The organism is Microbulbifer marinus (assembly GCF_900107725.1).
Lineage (GTDB): Bacteria > Pseudomonadota > Gammaproteobacteria > Pseudomonadales > Cellvibrionaceae > Microbulbifer > Microbulbifer marinus.
Genome location: NZ_FNQO01000004.1, coordinates 14,304 through 35,099 on the forward strand (window position 1 = coordinate 14,304; position 20,796 = coordinate 35,099).

At 63.3% G+C, this 20,796-nt stretch carries 18 protein-coding genes; 12 read left to right on the forward strand and 6 right to left on the reverse strand.

All coding sequences use genetic code 11. From position 1 onward, the window contains the following. Nucleotides 1-6 precede the first annotated feature (6 nt). A complete protein-coding gene (locus BLW36_RS14545) occupies nt 7-396 on the reverse strand; it encodes an MAPEG family protein (RefSeq protein WP_091390370.1) in 390 nt (129 codons plus the stop codon). Between the two features lie 94 nt (nt 397-490). Between BLW36_RS14545 and hemB the strand changes: the two genes are divergently transcribed. Beyond that, nucleotides 491-1,504, forward strand: a complete 1,014-nt coding sequence (hemB, locus tag BLW36_RS14550; protein ID WP_091390372.1) for a porphobilinogen synthase — start codon at nt 491-493, stop codon at nt 1,502-1,504. Nucleotides 1,505-1,525: 21 nt separating this feature from the next. Here the strand turns inward: hemB and mrcB are convergent, their stop codons facing one another. Beyond that, nucleotides 1,526-4,219, reverse strand: a complete 2,694-nt coding sequence (mrcB, locus tag BLW36_RS14555) for a penicillin-binding protein 1B (protein WP_091390375.1) — start codon at nt 4,217-4,219, stop codon at nt 1,526-1,528. A 216-nt stretch (nt 4,220-4,435) separates the two neighbouring features. Between mrcB and BLW36_RS14560 the strand changes: the two genes are divergently transcribed. Continuing rightward, complete coding sequence (locus BLW36_RS14560; protein ID WP_091390378.1) at nt 4,436-5,434, forward strand: adenosine kinase; 999 nt, start codon at nt 4,436-4,438, stop codon at nt 5,432-5,434. A gap of 13 nt (nt 5,435-5,447) precedes the next feature. Here the strand turns inward: BLW36_RS14560 and BLW36_RS14565 are convergent, their stop codons facing one another. From BLW36_RS14565 to BLW36_RS14580, 4 genes are all read right to left on the reverse strand, one after another. Beyond that, nucleotides 5,448-7,229 carry an EAL domain-containing protein gene (locus BLW36_RS14565; protein WP_244506277.1) on the reverse strand — a complete coding sequence of 594 codons (1,782 nt, stop codon included), beginning with the start codon at nt 7,227-7,229 and terminating at the stop codon, nt 5,448-5,450. A gap of 185 nt (nt 7,230-7,414) precedes the next feature. Beyond that, nucleotides 7,415-7,984 (reverse strand): YajG family lipoprotein, encoded by a 570-nt coding sequence (locus BLW36_RS14570; protein WP_091390381.1) that lies wholly within the window; start codon nt 7,982-7,984, stop codon nt 7,415-7,417. Between the two features lie 67 nt (nt 7,985-8,051). Beyond that, nucleotides 8,052-8,561: a copper chaperone PCu(A)C gene (locus tag BLW36_RS14575; RefSeq protein ID WP_091390384.1), complete on the reverse strand. Its 510-nt coding sequence runs from the start codon at nt 8,559-8,561 to the stop codon at nt 8,052-8,054. Beyond that, the gene (locus BLW36_RS14580) at nt 8,558-9,244 is read right to left on the reverse strand and encodes an N-acetylglucosaminyltransferase (protein ID WP_139304912.1); all 687 of its coding nucleotides are present in this window, start codon (nt 9,242-9,244) and stop codon (nt 8,558-8,560) included. The genes BLW36_RS14575 and BLW36_RS14580 overlap by 4 nt, the downstream gene beginning before the upstream one ends. A 175-nt stretch (nt 9,245-9,419) precedes the next feature. On the opposite strand from BLW36_RS14580, the gene BLW36_RS14585 reads away from it, so the two are divergent. From BLW36_RS14585 to purD, 10 genes are all read left to right on the forward strand, one after another. Beyond that, complete coding sequence (locus BLW36_RS14585) at nt 9,420-11,243, forward strand: protein-disulfide reductase DsbD family protein (protein WP_244506278.1); 1,824 nt, start codon at nt 9,420-9,422, stop codon at nt 11,241-11,243. Between the two features lie 238 nt (nt 11,244-11,481). Continuing rightward, the gene (gene aroQ, locus BLW36_RS14590; RefSeq protein ID WP_091390394.1) at nt 11,482-11,937 is read left to right on the forward strand and encodes a type II 3-dehydroquinate dehydratase; all 456 of its coding nucleotides are present in this window, start codon (nt 11,482-11,484) and stop codon (nt 11,935-11,937) included. A gap of 35 nt (nt 11,938-11,972) precedes the next feature. Next, a complete protein-coding gene (gene accB / locus BLW36_RS14595) occupies nt 11,973-12,437 on the forward strand; it encodes an acetyl-CoA carboxylase biotin carboxyl carrier protein (protein ID WP_091390396.1) in 465 nt (154 codons plus the stop codon). Between the two features lie 15 nt (nt 12,438-12,452). After that, complete coding sequence (gene accC, locus BLW36_RS14600; protein WP_091390399.1) at nt 12,453-13,793, forward strand: acetyl-CoA carboxylase biotin carboxylase subunit; 1,341 nt, start codon at nt 12,453-12,455, stop codon at nt 13,791-13,793. Nucleotides 13,794-13,915: 122 nt separating this feature from the next. Then, nucleotides 13,916-14,797, forward strand: coding sequence for a 50S ribosomal protein L11 methyltransferase (gene prmA / locus BLW36_RS14605; RefSeq protein ID WP_091390402.1), 882 nt, complete (start codon nt 13,916-13,918; stop codon nt 14,795-14,797). 74 nt (nt 14,798-14,871) lie between these two features. Beyond that, nucleotides 14,872-16,014, forward strand: a complete 1,143-nt coding sequence (locus tag BLW36_RS14610) for a DUF3426 domain-containing protein (RefSeq protein ID WP_091390405.1) — start codon at nt 14,872-14,874, stop codon at nt 16,012-16,014. A 215-nt stretch (nt 16,015-16,229) separates the two neighbouring features. Continuing rightward, nucleotides 16,230-17,222, forward strand: a complete 993-nt coding sequence (gene dusB, locus BLW36_RS14615; RefSeq protein WP_091390408.1) for a tRNA dihydrouridine synthase DusB — start codon at nt 16,230-16,232, stop codon at nt 17,220-17,222. Then, nucleotides 17,219-17,527, forward strand: coding sequence for a DNA-binding transcriptional regulator Fis (gene fis, locus BLW36_RS14620; protein WP_091390412.1), 309 nt, complete (start codon nt 17,219-17,221; stop codon nt 17,525-17,527). The genes dusB and fis overlap by 4 nt, the downstream gene beginning before the upstream one ends. Nucleotides 17,528-17,756: 229 nt before the next feature. Then, on the forward strand, nt 17,757-19,328 hold the full coding sequence (gene purH, locus BLW36_RS14625; RefSeq protein WP_091390415.1) for a bifunctional phosphoribosylaminoimidazolecarboxamide formyltransferase/IMP cyclohydrolase: 1,572 nt from the start codon (nt 17,757-17,759) through the stop codon (nt 19,326-19,328). Between the two features lie 144 nt (nt 19,329-19,472). Next, nucleotides 19,473-20,768, forward strand: a complete 1,296-nt coding sequence (gene purD, locus BLW36_RS14630; RefSeq protein ID WP_091390418.1) for a phosphoribosylamine--glycine ligase — start codon at nt 19,473-19,475, stop codon at nt 20,766-20,768. Nucleotides 20,769-20,796: the final 28 nt, after the last annotated feature.

Sequence of the window (20,796 nt, forward strand, 5' to 3'; positions counted from 1 at the left end):
CGCAGCTCAGGCCGCGGCCAGTGCCGCCAGGATCAGCAGTCCGATACAGCAGAAAAAACCTGTAAACCAGCACAGTGAGCGGGCCGCGGCCCAGTCCCACAGGTAGCAGATGCCGTACAGGATCCGGGCGACAATAAAGGCGACCGAGAGAGTCGCCAGCCAGCGCTCATCGACACCGGCAATGGCAGCTGCCAATACCCCGGCGAGAAAGGCGGGCAAGGCCTCGAAACTGTTGCGCTGGGCCCAGTCCGCGCGGCGCGACAATCCGGTCTGCCGCTCCAGAAACTCCCGCGGCGCTCGATTATCGTAGCGGCCGCTCGCGCTCGCCTTGGCAATCGCGGCAAATATCGGCGGCATCAGCACCGCCAGCAGTAGACTCCAGAGTGCAACGGCCATGGTTCCGTCTCCATTTTGTTATCATTGCCGCCAGCCTAGCCGCACAGGGCCTGTCGCGGCAAAACCTGATCTTCCAGCCGGAGTGATTTTCCCTATGACTAGCAGCCTTCAGCGCGGCGCCTATCCGAACACCCGCCTGCGCCGCCTGCGCGCGCAGGACTTTTCCCGCCGTTTAATGCGTGAGCACCAACTTACCTGCGACGACCTGATACTGCCGCTGTTCGTGATCGAGGGGCGCGACGAGACCCAGCGCGTCGCCTCCATGCCCGGCGTAGAGCGACTGACAGTCGACCGACTGGCGAAGAAAGCCAGGGAACTGTCGGCACTGGGTATTCCGGCGGTGGCCCTGTTCCCGGTGGTGGATCCGGCGCACAAATCCGCAGACGCCCGCGCCGCCTACGACGCCGACGGCCTGGCCCAGCGCGCGGTGCGCGAACTGAAGAATGCGGTGCCGGAACTGGGCGTACTCACCGACGTGGCACTGGACCCCTTTACCAGCCACGGCCAGGACGGTCTGATGGATGACGGCGGCTATATCGTCAACGACGATACCGTCGAGGTGCTGGTACAGCAGGCGCTATCCCACGCCGCCGCAGGCGCCGACGTGGTGGCACCGTCGGACATGATGGACGGCCGCATCGGCGCTATTCGCGATGCGCTGGAGCGCGAGGGATATGTGAACACGATGATCATGTCCTATGCCGCCAAGTATGCCTCGGCTTACTACGGCCCCTTCCGCGATGCGGTCGGCTCCGCCGGCAACCTGAAGGGCGGCAGCAAGGCCAGTTACCAGATGGACCCGGCCAACAGCGACGAAGCACTGCACGAATGTGCGCTGGACCTGCAGGAAGGCGCGGACATGATCATGGTCAAGCCGGGCATGCCCTACCTGGATGTGGTGCGGCGGGTGAAGGACGAGCTGCGCGTGCCGACGTTTGCCTACCAAGTGAGCGGCGAGTATGCGATGCACTGTGCGGCTTTCGACAATGGCTGGCTGGCGCGAGAGGCGGTGATACTGGAGTCGCTGCTGGCGTTCAAGCGCGCCGGTGCCGACGGTATCCTGACCTACTTTGCCGAGGACGCGGCGCGGCTGCTGCAAGCCAGATAACGGGAGCGCAGTTCAGTGGCCTCAGGGCCACTGATCCTCCTCTTCCATCGGCCAGGGCTCGGCCTCTTCCACGGGGGCGCCCGGCTGGCGGCTGCGGCGCAACTCTTCCTCGCGGCGCAGGCGCTCCTCCAGGATGCGCCGCTCTTCCTCGGCGCGACGTTCCTCTTCGAGATACAGTTGCTCCTGGCGCAGGTCCTCCTCCTCGAGCTGCTGCAGGCGCTCTTCCTCAGTGCGCGGGATTTGCAGCGGCTCCTCTTCGAACTGCGGCGCCTGCTGCATCTCGTCATCCCGCCGCAACTGTTCCTGCAACTGGCGCTCGCGCTCCTCACGGCGCTGCTGTTCGCGCGGATCTATACCCCAGCCGGGCGTCATCTCTTCGCGCGGCGCCGCCTCCTGCCGCTGCTCGTCATCGCCGAACAGATCGCGGAACCAGCGCCAGCGGTCGCGCCCGGCGCATTCCGGTGCCGGCTGCAGCTTGGTTTCGTACGAGAACGGCAACTCCGTGCCACCGCGACAGTACTCGGGATTCATATACTGGCCACGCGCATTGACGGGCTTGTATTCCACACCCCTCGGCGGCTCGATACGGCCGTGGCGATGGGGCAAGTCACGCATGATGTCGGTCCAGATGGTCAGAGCCCCGGTGGAGCCGGTCAAACCGGTGCGCTCGTTGTCGTCGCGACCTATCCAGACCACCGCGGTGACACCCGGCGAAAAGCCGGCAAACCAGCTGTCGCGGTAATCGTTGGTGGTACCGGTCTTGCCGGCAAAGGCCACACTGCCGGGCAGGCTCTTGTAGGCGCTGCGGCCGGTGCCCTGGCGCATGACCTGCTCCAGGCCGTAGCGCAGCAGGTAGGCGGGTACCGGATCCACGCCACGATTGGTGCGGCGACGAAAATGCTGTACCTGGTCGCCGTCGGCATCGGATACCGCCAGCAGGGTGCGCGGCTCCACGTGCTCGCCGCCGTTGGCGATGGTCTGGTACATGTCGGCCACCTCAAACGGGGTCAGCTCCACCGCCCCGAGCAGCATGGATGGCACGCGCGGCAGATCCGCCTGTACGCCGAGGCGGCGGATCGTCTGGCGCACATTTTCCAGTCCCAGATCCAGCCCCAGCCGCGCGGTGGCCAGGTTGTAGGATTTTGCCAGCGCCATATACAGCGGCACCTGGCCATGCGCTTTTTTGTCGAAATTCTGCGGCATCCACACCTCGCCGTTATCGCCCTCGATGCGAATTGGCGCGTCGTCGATCAGTGTCGCCAGGCTGTAATCGAAGGGGCGCTCCAGTGCGGTCAGATACACCGCCGGCTTGATCAGCGAGCCGATCTGGCGGCGCGCCTCCAGCGCGCGGTTGAAGCCGGGAAAGTGGGGTCGGCGGTCGCCGACCATGGCGAGAACGTTACCGGTATCGTTATCGAGCAGCACCGTGGCAGCCTGCAGGGAATCCTTCTGGATTCCGCGATTCTTCTCCAGCCGCGTGGTCCCCTCGCTGACGGCATCTTCCGCCAGTTTCTGCACCGATGGCGCCAGCGTGGTGTAGACCCGAAGGCCGGCAGTGCGCAGTTCTTCGTAGGAGTAGAAAGGACGCAGTTCCGCCAGCAGTCGCTCGGTAAATGCCGGGTAGGGATTCTGCGCGGCGGCACCGGCACTGGCCACCTCCAGCGGTTTGGCGCTGTACGTCTGGTGCTGTTCGGGCGTGATCAGGCCCTGCTCCAGCATCAGGTCGAGCACGGTATTGCGTCGCTCCAGCGCCCGCTTCGGGTTGCGCCAGGGATTGTAGTAAGAAGCGCCCTTGGCCAGCCCCACCAGCAAGGCAATCTGGTGCGGCTCCAGGGTATCCAGCGGTTTTTGGAAGTAGAACTCGGACGCCAGGCCGAAGCCGTAAATGGCGCGGCTGCCCTGCTGCCCCAGCCAGACCTCGTTGATGTACTCCTGCAGTATGTAGGCCTTCTCGTAGTGCATCTCCATCAGCACGGCCATCAGCGCCTCGTTGAACTTGCGCCACAGGCTCGGCTTGTGATCGAAGAAGATGTTCTTGACCAGCTGCTGGGTGATCGTGGAGCCGCCCTGGACCACTTCGCCGGCCTTGATATTGGCGACCATGGCGCGGGCGATGCCGCGGGGCGAAACGCCGAAGTGGTGCAGGAAATCCTGGTCCTCGACCGCGATCAGAGCGTTGGCCAACAGCGGCGGAATATCGGCGAAGTGCACCGGATTGCGGTCGTCGCCACCGCCGAGCAGCGTGCCGATATTGGCGGCATCGAGGCGGAACTCTTTCAAGCGCTCGCCATTCTCACCGCGCAGGTTGCTGATTTCGTCGTTGCGCAGGCGGAAACTGACCACCGCGGCCGGCTCGCGCCCGTCGGCGTGCACGAAATCCCGGCGCCAGACCCGGTAGTTCATGCCCTCGCGGCTCCAGTGTCCCGGCTCGGAAAGCGTGCCCTGCTCGCTGTAGTTGAGGGCATTGAACTCCGCCTCCAGCTCGTCCGGGCGCATGACCATGCCTTCACGCAGAATCAGTGGCCGTGCGAAGACCCGCGCCGGCAGCTGATACTGCCGACTCTCCAGTCGCTGCCGCAGTTGCACATCCAGGTAGACCATATAGCCGGCCAGCACCAGGCCGCCAACCAGGGCCAGCAGGCCGAGCCGCACCATCCAGCGGTGTAGTCTTCCCGGTTTAGACGCCTTGCGGCGCCGGCGATTTGTCGCTGCCATACAGATGCAATACCAAGCTACTAAATCAACTATAGATAGGTGCCAATCCCACGTATCCGATGATTGACCGCAATTTCGGCCCAGAAGTTCACCGCGAAACGGGCCGGGCCTTTATAAGGTCTGCAGCGCGCAAGTCAAACCGGCGCCTTGAACTTGCCCCGCGGGCGGCCATAATGCGCGCGGAAAACACGCAAAACAGCTCGGAAAAAGACAGATATGCACCAGTATGATCTTTACGGCATCGGCGCCGCCCTGCTCGACACGGAAATCGAGGTCTCCGACGGCGACCTGCAGACACTCGGCGTCGACAAGGGGGTGATGACCCTGGTGGACGACGCCCGCCAGCAGCAACTGGTCGATGACCTCCAGGATCACCTGGTGACCGCCAAACGCGCCTGCGGCGGCTCCGGCGCCAACACCGTGATCGCCGCCAGCTACTTCGGCCTGCGCACCTTCTATTCCTGCAAGGTGGCGGCGGATGACAACGGCGACTTTTACCGCGCCAACCTGACCAACGCCGGCGTCGCCTACCCGGCCACGCTGCAACAGGCGGATGGCGGCACCACCGGCAGATGCCTGGTGCTGGTTACCCCGGACGCCGAGCGCAGCATGAACACCTACCTGGGCATCAGCGAGCAGCTGTCCGTAACCGAGCTGGACTCAGCCGCACTGGCCGCGTCCCGCTGGGCCTATATCGAGGGCTACCTGGTGTCCTCTGACAGCGGGCGGGCCGCCGCCATCGCGCTGCGCGAGCAGGCACAGCGGGCCGGCGTGAAGACCGCCCTCAGCCTGTCCGACCCGGCGATGGTGCAGCTGTTCGGCGACGGCCTGCGGGAAATGATCGGCGCCGGTGTGGATATGCTGTTCTGCAACCGCGACGAGGCCATCGGCTTTACCGCCACCGATTCCATCGATGCGGCCGCGCAGGCGCTGCGCGCTTACTGCCGTAGCTTTGCCATCACCCTGGGCGCCGAGGGCGCATTGTTGTGGGACGGGGAGCAGCAGTACCGCGTCGCGAGCCCCAAGGTACACGCGATCGACACCAACGGCGCCGGCGATATGTTTGCCGGGGCATTCCTGTACGGTATAAATCGGGACATGTCTTTTGCCGACGCGGGTGAATTGGCCTGCCGCGCGGCCGCGCAGGTGGTGAGTCAGTACGGACCGCGGTTGCGGGCAGAGCAGCACTCCGAGTTGCTGGCGCCGGTGGTTTAACCGCGGCGTGCCCTTACGAGCGGACTTTCGACTGCGGCGGTGGATCGTTGAGTTCCGGCAGGCTGGCGGCAGCGGCGATGCCGAACCCCTGGGCGTAATCCACCCCCATCAGGCGCAGCTTGTCCATCAGTTCCGGCGTCTCGACATATTCGGCGATGGTGCTGATACCCATGCGCTTGGCGAGGTGATCGATGGTGCTGACCATGGCGCTGTCGATCTCGTCTTCGAGCATGTTGCGCACAAAGCTGCCGTCGATCTTCAGGTAATCCACCGGCAGCTGCCGCAGGTAAGCCAGCGAAGAGACACCGCGGCCGAAGTCGTCCAGGGCAAAGCTGCAGCCGGCAGCGCGCAGCTTGTGAATAAAGATCAGCGCCCGCTCGAGATTATCGATGGCGCTGGTCTCGGTGATCTCGAACTGCACCCGCGACGGCGTCACACCCGCCTCGGTCAGTTCCCGCAAGACAAAATCGGCGAAGGTTTCATCACCGAGACTGATGCCGGAGATATTGATCGCATAGCCGAAGCCGCTGATGCTCAGACGCTGCTCCAGCGCCATGTAGGCGAAGATCCGGCGGATTACCCAGCGATCCACCTCCTCGATCAGGCCGTAGCGCTCGGCCGCGGGCAGAAATAACCCCGGCGAGATCACGCTGCCGTCACGTCCGCGCATGCGCACCAGAATTTCGTAGTGGTGCACGCGCTGCTCGCCCTTCAGGGTTACCACCGGCTGACGATACAACATCAGGCGGTCTTCCCGCAGTGCGGCGTGTATCTCCGCGACCCACGTAGTCTCGCGGCGCTTCTCCACTACCTTGCGGGAGTCGCTGAACAGCTTTACGCGATTGCGCCCCTGGTCCCGCGCCGCGCAGCAGGCGTCGTTGGCCACGGCTAACAACTGGCTGGCGTTAGCGGCGTGTCGATCTACCGCCACCACGCCGATGGAGAGGGCCACGCGCGTGTCGCTGCCATCCCAGTGGAAGGCAAAGTCCTGCGCCGTTTCGCGCAGGCGCGCCACCACCCGCCCCGCCTCCTCCAAGGTGCAGTTGTGCAGCAGTACCGCAAACTCATCGCTGCCGACGCGGGCGAACAGATCGTCACTGGACAGGCAGCGGCGCAACTGCTGCACCAACTGCACCAACAACTGGTCGCCGGCACCGTAACCGAGGGTGTCATTGACCACTTTGAACTGGTAGATATCCAGGTACAGCAGTACATGATGCTGGCGCCTGTCGACACAGCCAGTCAAAGTCTTCTGTAGTTCGCTTTCGAAAAACTGGCGGTTCGGCAGGCGGGTGAGGGAATCGTGGCTGGTCTGCCAACTGAGGCGGGAGGAGATGCGGCGCGCGGCGGAAGTATCGCGCAGGATCAGGACAAAGTTTTTCAGCGCGGCGCCTTCCCTTACCGCCATCACCTGCACGCTGACTTGCAGCGGGCTCTGTTCCTCTCCGGGGCGCAGGATACAGGCATTGAACTCGCGCATCCCCGGTGGCTCGGCTTCCGCACCAGTCTGCGGCAGAATCGGCGGCAAAGGGGCGCCACTGTTGTCGTGAAGCGGCAGGTTATCGTTGAGAAACTGCCCGGGCAGCAGGCCCACTAGGTTACCGGTCATCTCGCTGATCAGTGGATTGCTGTAGGTAACCCGCCCCTGCGCATCGGTCACTATCACGCCGTCGGCGATTTCGCTCAGCGCTGCTTCAGCCGCAGGCAGGCTGATTTGTGCGCCGGGCATCAGCTCGTGCTCCTCCCGCATCAGCAGGCCGAGGTACTCGACAGATTTGGGATCAAATTCAGTCAATGCCGCAAACTCGCGATTTTATGCTGCTGTATGGCCTCAATCGGCGCCGGGTGGACAGCCCCCCGGACAGCCAGTCGACCGGTAGTATGGCGAGTATGCATACTCCATCGCAAAGGCCCAGCGACACAGTTCAAATAGCGAACGCTCCCTGTTCGCCGGCTGTTTCAGGCGTCTAAGTTGCACACTCAAAGATGTGTGCGCAAGAAATTTTTCAGTTTCTCATCTTCGAACGCGCGCTGCAGTGTGGCGCTCAGGAGGTCGTTGACGCGAGTCTCCACCTCTTCGCGACTCGGCTTGATCAGACTGCGATCCTTGCCGCTGGAGCGGTAATTGCCAAAATAAGTAGCGCCACCGATTTTTACTTCCAGCTGCACTTCGGCGGAGGTATCCACTTTACTGGTGTAAAGCTTGTCCGGGCTGTCGTAGCTGAGGCCGGTCAGCTTGGCCAGCACCTGTACGTCCGCGGCGCTGTCCACGGTGCGGAAAGACCAGTTGGCGAAGCCATCGCGCAGTGTATCGGCGATCGCGTTTTCGACATTATTGGCGAGACGCACATTCGAGGTGTCCGCGTAGATGCCACCGAGAGAGCCGAGACCGCCACCCGGCAACTGATTGACACCGCGCACGCTCAATGTATAGCCGGCGCCGATCATTTCGGACGGCACCTGCACTTGCGGACGCACCTGGACCTCTACCGGACTGTGGGCACAGGCAGTCAGTACGCAGGCTCCCAAGAATAGCAGCAGCTTTTTCATTCATTCCTCCAGCAATTTTTTGCAGATAAATTTTTGATTCTTTTCGTAAACGCGGCGCAGAAAAAGTTCAGCCGTGGTGGTGATGCTCGGCAGCAGCCTTCAGTTGCCGCACCGGTATGCTCAGCTCTACTACCCGGCCGTCGGCGAAGTGCACGCGCAGCGGTAACTGTTCGCCAGCGCGCAGTCGCACACCGTGCAACATCAGATGCACGCCGCCCGGCGCCATTACAATGGCTGCTCCGGCGGGAATCGCCAGTTCCGGCAGCGCGCGCATACGACTGACACCGTCTTCATTAACTGTCGTATGGAGATCTGCGGTGGCATCTTCAAGGCCCGGCAATTCCACCCCCGTCAGGCGCATGGCCTCGCCGCCCGAATTGCGTACGGAGAGATACGCCGCACTCATCGCCATGCCCGGTAGCGTCTCGCGGGCAAAGCCATCCAGATGCACGCCGGGAATAGCAGGTCCGGTAACCTGGCTGCCGGCTGCAGCAGTGCCATCGTCACCGGCCGCAGTGAAGCCAGCTAAGGCGCCTGCGATAAAAATGGCGCCGAGAGTTTTCAGCAACTTGTTCACGGTGTTCCTCCCCCGGTCGATGTGATCAATAGCAGCCGCGGCGGGTTGCCGAGTTTGATATCGCCGCGTATGCGGTAACCGGGCACGGCCTCCCGCAGCTGCTGGTAAATCCAACGGCCCTCCGCATCGGTGCGCGCCACAATGATCACGCGCAACCCATCGCGACGAATACGCTCGGCCGCGCCACGCAGTAACGCCACCGCGTCATCGGACTTGGCCGCCAGCTGCGCCGCCGGCAGCGCCACGGTTTCTCCCTGCGGCAAGTCCAGCTTCGCGCGGCTGCGCTCGCGCACCAGCTGCGCGCGCACCTCGGCCACCAGCGCATTGCCCGGCGCCAATTCCTCCGCGCGGCTGAGGTAGCTATTTACCTCGCCAAAGGCCCGCCGGCGCAGTGCGTCGCGCGCGCGTTCGACGAATTCGATCACGATGGTCTGAATACCGCTGGCAGCACGGCGGTTGTCCGGATCCAGCTGTTTCACACGCAGGTAGTAGTCATAGGCGCTGGCACCGGCCGGCTGGGTCAGGAAGCCCTCACGCTGCGCAGCCTCGGCGCGCTCGAGGAAGAATGCCACATTGCGCTGGCGAATCTCCTCGGGTGACGGAGCGGTCGACTGCGGCAGCGGAATAGCCCGCGGCGCCGGCAGAGGCGGACGGGTAACGCAGCCGCTCAGCCACAAGGCCATCAGCAGCGATACTCCGATAGTGAGAAGGCGGTCAAATGACGGCAAATCAAATCCCCCGCTGTTGTTTTTTTGTACCGCAGGCATCGCTATACTGCCGACTCCAATGAACCCCCGTCCACGGCGGCAGTCAGATGCATGCGTCTGACTATAAATAATTTTTGTAGCTATGGCTGTGATGACCGACAGTTTCCGAAAAAATTTCCTCTACCTGCTCGCAGCGCTGGCATTTGTGCTGACTGGCGGTGCCGCAGCGCAGTCGAACCAGCCACTTCTTCCCGCCCCGGGTGGCAGCGACAGTGTCCAATTCCTGCCGGTGGATGAGGCCTACCGGCAGGATTTCCTGTTCGATGCCCAGGGGGTCAGCGCGATATTCCAGATAGCCCCGGATTACTACCTGTACCGGGAAAAACTCGCGCTGTATCGGCTGGACGGCGAAGAAAAGACGCCGCTGCCGCTGACTCTTCCGGATGGAGAGGTCATCTGGGACGACTATTTCGAGAAGGAAACCGAGGTCTACCGCCTACAGCTGGAATTCCCGATCGACCTGGGGGACAGCAGCGGTCCGGTGCGTGTGGAGATGCACTACCAGGGCTGCGCCGATGCCGGCCTCTGCTACCCACCGCAGGTGCGCCAGTTCACGCTGGACCCCACCAGCGGCAGCGTCACTCCCGCCGACTCAAGCGCACCCCCGGCGGCAACCGGTGCCAGGCGGACCGCTGCCGGCGGCAGCGCCGGCATGGCATTACCGCTGGCACTGCTGCTCGCATTCGCCGGCGGCCTGCTGCTAAACCTGATGCCCTGCGTATTCCCGGTGCTGTCGATCAAGTTACTGGCCGTCAGCCAGGCGGCCAAGCACGCCAACCAGCGCCATCACCACGGCTGGGCCTACAGCGCCGGCGTGGTGCTGAGCTTCGTGCTGATCGCGGCCCTGATGCTGGCGCTGCGCGCCGGCGGTGAAGCGGTTGGCTGGGGCTTCCAGCTACAGTCGCCGTGGCTGGTGGCAGCGCTGGCCTACCTGTTTTTTACCATGGGGCTCAGCCTCTCCGGCGTGACGGAATTTGGCGGCAGCCTGATGGGCGTCGGCAGCAGTCTCAGCGCCCAGCGCGGGCTGCGCGGCTCTTTCGCCACCGGTGCCCTGGCCACACTGGTCGCCAGCCCTTGCACTGCGCCAATGATGGGCTCGGCACTGGGCTTCGCGGTGACCCAGCCCGCGGCCGTCGCCCTAACGGTGTTCGCGGCGCTCGGCGCGGGTATGGCGGCCCCCTTCCTGCTACTGACCTATATTCCACGGCTGACCGAGAAATTGCCGCGCCCGGGCCCGTGGATGGACCGGTTCAAGCAACTGCTGGCTTTCCCGATGTACCTGACCGCCATATGGCTGCTGTGGGTGCTCGGCCGCCAAAGCGGCAGTGACGGTGTGGCACTGGTGCTGGCCGGCGCCGTGGCGATCGCCTTCGCGCTGTGGCTCTGGCCGCGGCCACTCGAGTCGCAGAATAAGTGGCACTGGGGTAAAGGAGCGACCGCACTGCTGGCACTGGCGTTCGCGCTACTGCTGCTGCCGCGCCTGACCACGGTGCAACAGCCGACCACGATCGCCGGAGGCAGCTACTGGCAACCCTATTCCGCCGATCGGCTAAGCGCCGCGCGCAGCGAAGGACGGCCGGTGCTGGCGAACATGACCGCGGCCTGGTGTATTACCTGCCTGGCGAATGAAAAGGTGGTGCTGTCCAGCGACGAGGTCAGCGAGGCGGTACAACAGCTCGGCGTGGTCGCACTGAAGGGTGACTGGACCAATCAGGACCCGCAGATCAGTGCGCTGCTGGCCAAGTACGGCCGCACCAGCGTTCCTCTCTATCTACTCTACCCGGCCGGTGGTGGCGAGGCGAAAATCCTGCCGCAGATACTGACCCGCGAGGGGCTGTTGGCGGCGCTCAATGCCGCGGCGCAGAGCCAGCTCAGCGCCTCGGAAGCCGAAAGTGACGACAAACTGCCTTTGTAGCCATTCAAGCGGGCAAAAAAGCCAGCGCCAGGATAATTTTGCGCTAAATGTCACGGAAAATTCGCCGAACTGCGGCTAACTTCAATAAACCGTGTCGCAGGCATGGACAGGGAGTCACTTTTGCGGCACACTCGCCCCGGCACTCGGGCAATCCGGCCAAAAAATCGAGTTTGCCCGCAAGATAGCTGCCAATCACCCGTTTTTGTGACCGTTTTGCGCTTTTTCTTCAGAGCAAGCTATGGCTAGACTTCTTCTGCTGCACGGCCCCAATCTCAACCTGCTCGGCACCCGTGAGCCGCATATCTATGGCGCCACCACGCTGGCGCAGATTGATGCGGCGGCGCGCGCCCAGTGCGAGGCGGCCGGCCACCAGCTGGACACTCTGCAGAGCAACAGCGAAGCGGAACTGATCGGGCGCATACAGGCGGCGGCCGGCGAAGGCGTGGAGTTTATCGTGATCAATCCCGCCGCCTTCACCCATACCAGTGTGGCATTGCGGGATGCCCTGGCAGCTGTGGCTATTCCTTTTATTGAGCTGCATCTGTCCAATCCCCACGCCCGGGAAGAGTTCCGCCGCCATTCCTATTTTTCCGACCTGGCTCGGGGTGTCGTGTGCGGCTTCGGCGCACAAAGTTACACCCTGGCCCTGCAGGCAGCCATACACCAACTGAGTGTGGCGCCAGCCAATAAATAACCCAGAACTGCACAAGACACTGAGAGTGAAGAACTATGGATATCCGCAAGATTAAGAAACTGATTGAGCTGCTCGAAGAATCGGATATCGGCGAGCTGGAGATCAAGGAAGGCGAAGAGTCCGTGCGCATCAGCCGCGGCGTCAGCAGCGCCCCGCAGGCCGCAGCAGCCCCGGTTTACGCAGCGCCAGCAGCCCCGGCGGCCGCCGCCCCCGCCCCTGCAGCTGCACCAGCTATCGAGGAGAAGGAAGCGGTACCCGCGCTGACCGGCCACCCGGTGAAGTCACCGATGGTGGGCACCTACTACGCGGCACCCAGCCCCGGCGCCGAGCCGTTTGTTAAGGTCGGCCAACAGGTGAAAGTAGGCGACGTGGTCTGCATCATCGAGGCGATGAAGATGATGAACCAGATCGAAGCCGACAAGGCCGGCACCATCGAATCCATCCTGGTGGAAGACGGCCAGCCGGTAGAGTTTGACCAGCCGCTCGTGACCATCGTCTGAGCGGGGTGAGCAAGTATGTTTGACAAAATTCTGATCGCCAACCGCGGCGAAATCGCGCTGCGGATACTGCGCGCCTGTAAGGAGATGGGTATCGGCACCGTGGCCGTGCACTCCCAGATAGATCGCGACCTGAAGCACGTGCGCCTCGCAGACGAATCCGTGTGCATTGGCCCCAACCCCTCGCCGCAGAGCTACCTGAATGTCCCGGCGATCGTCTCGGCGATGGAAATCACCGACGCCGTAGCGGTACACCCGGGCTACGGCTTCCTGGCGGAAAACGCTGACTTCGCCGAGCAGGTGCAGAAGAGCGGCTTCACATTTATTGGCCCGGATCCCGATGTAATCCGCCTGATGGGCGACAAGGTGTCCGCCATTGCCGCGATGAAAAAGGCCGGCGTACCGACGGTTCCCGGCTCCGACGGTCCGCTGCCGGAAAACGGCGAGCGCTGCCACGAGATCGCACGCAAGATCGGCTACCCCGTCATCATCAAGGCGGCGGCCGGCGGCGGTGGCCGCGGCATGCGCGTGGTACACACCGAGGCTGCACTGCTGAACGCCATCTCGGTGACCAAGTCCGAGGCTCAGGCGGCCTTTGGCGACGGCACCGTGTATATGGAGAAGTTCCTGCAGAACCCGCGCCACGTGGAAATCCAGGTCATGTCCGACGGCCAGGGCAACGCCATCCATCTCGGCGACCGCGACTGCTCGCTGCAGCGCCGCCACCAGAAGGTACTGGAAGAGGCACCGGCACCGGGCATCCCCGATGAGGTGCGCCAGGCGGTGTACGAATCCTGCGTACAGGCCTGTATCGATATCGGCTATCGCGGCGCGGGCACTTTCGAGTTCCTGTACGAGGACGAGCGCTTCTACTTCATCGAGATGAACACCCGCATCCAGGTGGAGCACCCGGTCACCGAGATGGTTACCGGCGTCGACCTGATCAAGGAGCAGATTCGCGTCTGCGCCGGCGAAAAGCTGTCCCTGAAACAGGAAGACATCGTCATTCGCGGGCACGCCTTCGAGTGTCGTATCAATGCGGAAGATCCGAAGACCTTCTTCCCCTGCCCAGGCAAGGTGAACAATTTCCACATTCCCGGCGGACTGGGCGTGCGCGTCGATTCGCACCTCTACTCCGGCTATACGGTACCTGCCAACTACGATTCGATGATCGCCAAGGTCATCACCCATGCGGAAGACCGCACGGCAGCCCTGGCGCGCATGCGCGTGGCCCTGTCGGAACTGATCGTGGACGGCATCAAGACCAATATCCCGTTGCAGGAAGAGCTGGTGCGCGACAGCGCATTCGCCGAGGGCGGTGTGAATATTCACTACCTCGAGAAGAAGCTCGGACTCTGATCCCGGCTGACGGGGTGTCCCGTAGCGCCATTGCGGCGGCGGGACACTCCCGCTGCTCCCGGCACTGCCGACACCCCGCCCCTACAATCAATCCACCCCATCCATCAGCGACCACCATCACTATGCCCTGGCTACAACTCCGCGTAGATACCAACCGCGAGCAGGCGGAAAGGATCGAACAGGCACTGCTGTTCGCCGGCGCCGTGTCTGTCACCCTGCAGGACAATGCGGACCAGCCGATCCTCGAACCGGGCCTCGGCGAGGTCCCGCTGTGGGATCAGACGCGGGTCACCGGGCTCTTCGACGCCGAAGTGGACACCGCTGTAACTGAGGCCAAGGCGGCCTCCTATCTGTGCGAACTGCTCCCCAATGCCCGCTGGGAACAACTGGAGGACAAGGACTGGGAGCGCGAGTGGATGTCGCACTACCAGCCGATCCAGTGCGGCGACAATCTCTGGATCTGCCCCAGCTGGTGCGAGCCGCCACAACCGCAGGCGGTGAACCTGCTGCTGGACCCGGGCCTCGCCTTCGGCACCGGCACCCACCCCACCACCTTCCTGTGCCTGCAGTGGCTGGCGGGGGAATCGCTGGCCGGCAAGAGTGTCATCGATTTCGGCTGCGGCTCCGGCATCCTCGGCATCGGCGCGCTGCTGCTCGGTGCCGCGCGCGCCACCGGCACCGATATCGACCCCCAGGCCCTGATCGCAAGCCGCGATAACGCCGCCCGCAACGGCATCGACCCCGAGCGCTTTCCGGTCTACCTGCCCGAAAAGATGCCGCGGGAGCCCGCGGATGTCATGCTGGCCAACATTCTCGCCGGCCCGCTGGTGACACTGGGACCGCAGCTGATCGAACTGACCAAGGTCGGCGGGCGCATCTGCCTGTCCGGCATACTCGCCTCCCAGGCCGAGCAGGTAAAAGCCGCCTATAGCCAGTGGGTCGATTTCGATGCCGACGGCCAGCGCGACGACTGGGTGCGCCTCGCCGGCACCCGCAACCACTGATGTGACACCAGGCACTACGCGGCTGCCGGACAGGCTGATAGACTTGGCCGCCTGATAAAACTTTCCGAACAAGCATGTCGCAACTGGTAACTCGCTGCCCCCATTGCAGCACCTCCTTTCACGTCAACGAACAGCAGCTGCGTGCGGCCCGCGGCGCCGTGCGCTGTGGCTCCTGCCTGCAGGTATTCCGCGCCGACGAAAATATCGTCTTTGCCGACAGCGATGCCGACGCAAGCAAGGATCTTGACGCGCTGCTCGAAGATGACGACTTCCTGATTCATGACGACATCGACCTGGAAGACGACGAGCCGGCACCGCCCACCGTGCCCGCAGCGGCCGCCACTAACGCCGCCGACAGGGACACAGAAAAGAAAATGAAGGACGAGCCGCTGATCGGCGAGGCCTTCGGCGACACCGAGTGGCAGGATATAGCCTCCGCCGAAGCCGGGGACGCCGAAGACGAAGACGACGACGGCGCAACTCTCAAGCCCGACTGGCAGGAGGATCCCTGGGCCAACGACACCCCGGAACCACCACAACAGCGCGAACCCGCCTTTACTTCCCGCTACGACGATGCCTCCGCCGACGAGTTCAGCGAACAACTGGAGCATATCCAGAGCCACACGACGGAGCCGCCGGCCACCGAGAAGCCGCCTTTCTCCGCCGACCCCGAGCGCGAGCGGCTGATCTCGGCGATCGAGCCCGCACCGCTCGAAGTCGCCTGGCGGCCGCGCCGCGACCGGCGTGTCCCGGGCTGGCTGTGGGGGCTGTCGGCACTGTTGCTGCTGGTAGCCATCGCCGCACAGCTGGCCTATTTCCGCTTCGACAGCCTGAGCAAGCAGCAGCCCTGGCGCGATCTCTACGGAAAAGCCTGCCCGGTGCTGGGCTGCGAGCTGCCGCCACTGGAGGACCTGCAGGCAATCCACACCTCTAACCTGATGGTGCGCAGCCACCCGCAGCTGGCCGGCGCACTGGTGGTGGACGCGGTACTGTTGAATACCGCCCCCTACGCCCAGCCCTTCCCGAGCCTGCTGTTGAGTTTCAGCGACCTGAAGAACAAGCCGGTCGCCAGCCGACTGTTTGCGCCCCGCGACTACCTGCAGGGCGAGCTGGCCGGGCGCAGGCAGATGCCCAGTGGCAGCCCGGTGCATATTGCGATCGAGATTGTGGATCCGGGCAGCGAGGCGGTGAATTACGAACTGCATATCGCGCGCTGACGCGCACTCTTTGCGTGAAGTAGAGCAACAAGTTGGCGCAGAAAACTGCCAATATTGCGCAATCCGCAAACTAAACGCGCAGCGAGCAACCAATTTGCCCGCTTTTTCGCTTTTCCAATGTCGGGCCAGCCGCTATCATAGGCGGCTGTTTTTCCTGGAGCCCAAGGCCGGTCCGCGAGGACCTGAGGGCTGTTCGACGCCCGAGTGGAGCTGCCGTGTCCATCGCCATTGGCCCCTACATTATCGACCAACCGGTAATTCTGGCGCCTATGGCTGGTGTTACCGACCGACCCTTCCGCCAGCTGTGCCGAGAGCTCGGTGCCGGACTGGTGGTGTCGGAAATGGTGACCTCAGACACCCGGCTGTGGAACAGCCGCAAGTCGCGGTTACGCCTGGACCACGCGGGCGAGACCGCACCCATTTCGGTACAGATCGCCGGCGGTGACCCGGAGATGATGGCGGAAGCCGCGCGGGAAAATGTCCGTCGCGGCGCCCAGATTATCGACATCAATATGGGCTGTCCGGCGAAGAAGGTTTGCAAGAAAGCGGCGGGGTCGGCCCTGCTGCGAGACGAAAAACTGGTCGCGGATATTCTGGAAGCCGTGGTTCAGTCCGTCTCAGTACCAGTGACACTGAAAATCCGCACCGGCTGGTGCCCGGATTCTCGCAACGGCGTCGCTGTGGCCAGAATGGCCGAAGACATTGGTATCTCTGCGCTGGCAGTACACGGTCGCACCCGCGCGTGCGGCTACCACGGGCAGGCCGAATTCGATACCATTGCTGAAATTGTACGCGAGGTGAAAATTCCGGTTTTCGCCAATGGCGACATCACCAGTGCAGAGAGGGCCCGGGAGGTACTCGACTACACTGGCGCAGCTGCAGTCATGATTGGCCGTGCAGCACAGGGACGGCCATGGATTTTTCGGGAGATAGCCCATTACCTCGCCACCGGCGAGCGGCTTCCCGAACCCTCACTGGATGAAGTCAGGGAAATATTGCTCGCCCACCTGGGTGAATTGCACCGTTTCTACGGTGAATTGATGGGGGTCCGTATCGCCCGCAAGCATGTGGGGTGGTACCTGAAGACACTCGCGGGGAGCGAGTCCTTTCGCAAGACCTTTTTCCAATTGGATAGCGCAGAAGCACAACATGCCAGCGTTCACGAGTGGTTTGAACGCCGAATAACGAGAGGGGCACAAGCGGCATGAATAACGAAGCACTGATTCCGGATACTGGCAGCGACGAAGTATCCACCGGGGGACAGACTCAACTGGCACAGCCGCAGCAGCAGTCTCTGCGCGACGCCGTTGAGCAAGCGATGGAAAACTACTTCCGTCACCTGGACGGCCAGATGGTCACCGATGTCTACGACATGGTGCTGTCAGAAATCGAAGCGCCGATGCTGGAAGTGGTCATGAAGTACACCCGCCATAACCAGACCCGTGCGGCGCAGCTGTTGGGCCTGAACCGCGGCACCCTGCGCAAGAAACTGAAGCGCTACGGGCTGCTGTAAGCACCGCGCTGTATCGGCGGCACAGACGACTCGAGGGGGGATGAGGCTACTCATCCCCCCTCGCTATTTGCTGGCGGCGGGTTTCGCCGCTCCGAATCGAAGCCAACGCCACTGCGAAGCGGCTCCAGCACACCGGCCTCGATTCCCGGCCGCGGCCCTGCCCGCGGCCGCGGTCCCGCCAAGCCGGGGCTCAACTACCCTTTTCAGAAACTCAGATGGACCAAGTGCTATGACTGACAAGGTTGCGATTCGCCGCGCGCTGATCAGCGTATCGGACAAAAGCGGAATCGTGGAATTCGCCCAACAGCTCTCCGCGATGGGCGTGGAAATCCTCTCCACCGGCGGTACTCACCGCCAGCTGAAAGAAGCCGGTATCCCGGTCGTGGAAGTCTCCGACTACACCGGCTTCCCGGAGATGATGGATGGGCGCGTAAAGACCCTGCACCCGAAAGTACACGGCGGCATCCTCGGCCGCCGCGGCACCGACGACAGCGTCATGTCAGAGCACGGCATCTCCCCGATCGATATGGTGGTGGTGAATCTCTACCCCTTCGCCCAGACCGTGGCCAAACCGGACTGCACCCTCGCCGACGCGATCGAGAACATCGATATCGGCGGCCCGACCATGGTGCGCGCCGCGGCCAAGAACCACAAAGATGTCGCTATCGTCGTGAACGCCAGCGACTACGACGGCATCGTCGACGAAATGCAGGCCAATGACGGCGCCCTGAGCCAGGCCAGCCGCTTCGACCTGGCGGTGAAGGCCTTCGAGCACACGGCCGGCTACGACGGCGCCATCGCCAACTACCTGGGCAGGATCAAGGATGGCGAGAAGCAGCAGTTCCCGCGCACCTTCAATAGCCAGTTCATCAAGAAGCTGGACCTGCGCTATGGCGAAAACCCGCATCAGAAGAGCGCCTTCTTCGTCGAAGCCGAACCGGCGGAAGCCAGCATCGCCACCGCCGAGCAGCTGCAGGGCAAGGAGCTGTCCTACAACAATATCGCCGATACCGATGCGGCACTGGAGTGCGTGAAGGCTTTCGACGAGCCGGCCTGCGTGATCGTCAAGCACGCCAACCCCTGTGGCGTGGCCATCGCCGCAGATATCGGCAAGGCCTACGACCTGGCCTTTGCCACCGACACCGAATCCGCGTTTGGCGGCATTATCGCCTTCAACCGCGAGCTGGACGGTGCCACGGCGAAAGCCATCGTCGAGCGCCAGTTCGTCGAGGTGATTATCGCGCCCTCGGTATCCGAGGAAGCGAAAGCCGCAGTCGCCGAGAAGAAGAATGTGCGTCTGCTAATCTGCGGCCAGTGGAGCGCGGAACGCGTAGCGGCGCTGGATTACAAGCGCGTCAACGGCGGCCTGCTGGTACAGGACCGCGACGACGGCGTCATCACCGAATCCGACCTGAAGGTGGTGACCAAGCGCCAGCCCAGTGCAGAGGAAATCCGCGACTTGCTGTTCACCTGGAAGGTGGCCAAGTTCGTCAAATCCAATGCCATCGTCTACGGCAACGACGGCCGCACCATCGGTGTCGGTGCCGGCCAGATGAGCCGGGTCAATTCGGCACGTATCGCGGCGATCAAGGCGGAGCACGCCGGCCTGGAAGTCAAAGGCTCGGTAATGGCCTCCGACGCCTTCTTCCCGTTCCGCGACGGCATCGACAATGCGGCCAAAGTGGGCATCCGCGCAGTCATCCAGCCGGGCGGCTCCATGCGCGACGAGGAAGTCATTGCCGCGGCCGACGAGCACGATATGGCAATGGTCTTCACCGGCATGCGCCATTTCCGTCATTAAGCGGCACTACCGATAGCCGATTTTCAGGCACAAGCCGGCACTCAATGGGCCGGCTTTTTCTTGTCCGTCACAATTCCGGGCTAAAATAGCCCATCTCAATCCGTACCCAATGGACTACACCGGCCGACTCAGGGGGAATTAACAATGAATGTATTGATTATCGGCGCAGGCGGCCGCGAGCACGCCCTGGCATGGAAAGCGGCACAGAACCCCGCCGTCGACACCGTTTTTGTCGCGCCCGGCAATGCCGGCACCGCGCGCGAGCCCAAGCTGCAGAACGTCGCCATCGGCGTCGACAACTTCTCGGCGCTGGCCGAGTTCGCCGAGGAAAAAGGCGTCGATCTGACCATCGTCGGGCCTGAGGCTCCGCTGGTCGACGGCATCGTCGATTTCTTCAACGGCCGCGGCCTGGCCATTTTCGGCCCCAGCAAGGGCGCCTCGCAGCTGGAGGGCTCCAAGGCCTTCACCAAGGACTTCCTCGAGCGCCACAAGATTCCCACCGCTGCCTACCGCAATTTCACCGAGATCGAGCCGGCGATCGAATATATTCGCGACTGCGGCGCGCCGATCGTCGTCAAGGCGGACGGCCTCGCGGCCGGTAAAGGCGTCATCGTCGCCGAAACCGAACAGCAGGCGGAACTGGCGGTGCGCGACATGCTGTCCGGCAATGCCTTCGGCGACGCCGGCTGCCGCGTCGTAATCGAAGAGTTCCTGACCGGTGAGGAAGCCAGCTTTATCGTGATGGTGGACGGCGAGCACATTCTGCCGATGGCCACCAGCCAGGACCACAAACGCGTCGGCGACGGCGACACGGGTCCCAACACCGGCGGCATGGGCGCCTATTCACCCGCCCCGGTGGTTACCGACAGCGTCTACCAGCGCATCATGAGCGAAGTGATCGAACCCACCGTCCAAGGCCTGGCCACCGAGGGCATCCCCTACACGGGCTTCCTCTACGCCGGCCTGATGATCGATGCCGATGGCGCGCCCAAGGTGATCGAGTACAACTGCCGTTTCGGTGATCCGGAAACCCAGCCGATCATGATGCGCCTGAAGTCCGACCTGGTGGAACTGTGCCAGGCGGCGCTGGACAAGCGTCTGGATGAAGTCACCGCCGAATGGGATTCCCGTCCCGCCCTCGGTGTGGTACTGGCCGCCCACGGCTACCCGGGCAGCTACCGCAAAGGCGACGCCATCAGCGGCCTGGATCGCGCCGACAGCGACAATGCCAAGGTATTCCATGCCGGCACCGCGCTGGACGGCGAGCGGGTCGTCACCAACGGCGGCCGTGTTCTCTGCGCCACCGCCCTCGGCGACACCGTCGCCGAAGCCCAGGCCAACGCCTACACCGCGGCCCGCGCCATCTACTGGGACGGCGTCTTCTACCGCAAGGATATCGGTTATCGCGCGGTAGAGCGGGAAGAAGCCGCCACCAGCTGACACCGAAGCTAAACCTGCGGGCACGGCC

Excerpts from the sequence above, each read along its gene's own strand:
- BLW36_RS14545 (WP_091390370.1), bottom strand. The coding sequence starts at position 396 with ATGGCCGTTGCACTCTGGAGTCTACTGCTGGCGGTGCTGATGCCGCCG.
- hemB (WP_091390372.1), top strand. The coding sequence starts at position 491 with ATGACTAGCAGCCTTCAGCGCGGCGCCTATCCGAACACCCGCCTGCGC.
- mrcB (WP_091390375.1), bottom strand. The coding sequence starts at position 4,219 with ATGGCAGCGACAAATCGCCGGCGCCGCAAGGCGTCTAAACCGGGAAGA.
- BLW36_RS14560 (WP_091390378.1), top strand. The coding sequence starts at position 4,436 with ATGCACCAGTATGATCTTTACGGCATCGGCGCCGCCCTGCTCGACACG.
- BLW36_RS14570 (WP_091390381.1), bottom strand. The coding sequence starts at position 7,984 with ATGAAAAAGCTGCTGCTATTCTTGGGAGCCTGCGTACTGACTGCCTGT.
- BLW36_RS14580 (WP_139304912.1), bottom strand. The coding sequence starts at position 9,244 with ATGGCCTTGTGGCTGAGCGGCTGCGTTACCCGTCCGCCTCTGCCGGCG.
- BLW36_RS14585 (WP_244506278.1), top strand. The coding sequence starts at position 9,420 with ATGACCGACAGTTTCCGAAAAAATTTCCTCTACCTGCTCGCAGCGCTG.
- aroQ (WP_091390394.1), top strand. The coding sequence starts at position 11,482 with ATGGCTAGACTTCTTCTGCTGCACGGCCCCAATCTCAACCTGCTCGGC.
- accB (WP_091390396.1), top strand. The coding sequence starts at position 11,973 with ATGGATATCCGCAAGATTAAGAAACTGATTGAGCTGCTCGAAGAATCG.
- accC (WP_091390399.1), top strand. The coding sequence starts at position 12,453 with ATGTTTGACAAAATTCTGATCGCCAACCGCGGCGAAATCGCGCTGCGG.
- prmA (WP_091390402.1), top strand. The coding sequence starts at position 13,916 with ATGCCCTGGCTACAACTCCGCGTAGATACCAACCGCGAGCAGGCGGAA.
- BLW36_RS14610 (WP_091390405.1), top strand. The coding sequence starts at position 14,872 with ATGTCGCAACTGGTAACTCGCTGCCCCCATTGCAGCACCTCCTTTCAC.
- fis (WP_091390412.1), top strand. The coding sequence starts at position 17,219 with ATGAATAACGAAGCACTGATTCCGGATACTGGCAGCGACGAAGTATCC.
- purH (WP_091390415.1), top strand. The coding sequence starts at position 17,757 with ATGACTGACAAGGTTGCGATTCGCCGCGCGCTGATCAGCGTATCGGAC.
- purD (WP_091390418.1), top strand. The coding sequence starts at position 19,473 with ATGAATGTATTGATTATCGGCGCAGGCGGCCGCGAGCACGCCCTGGCA.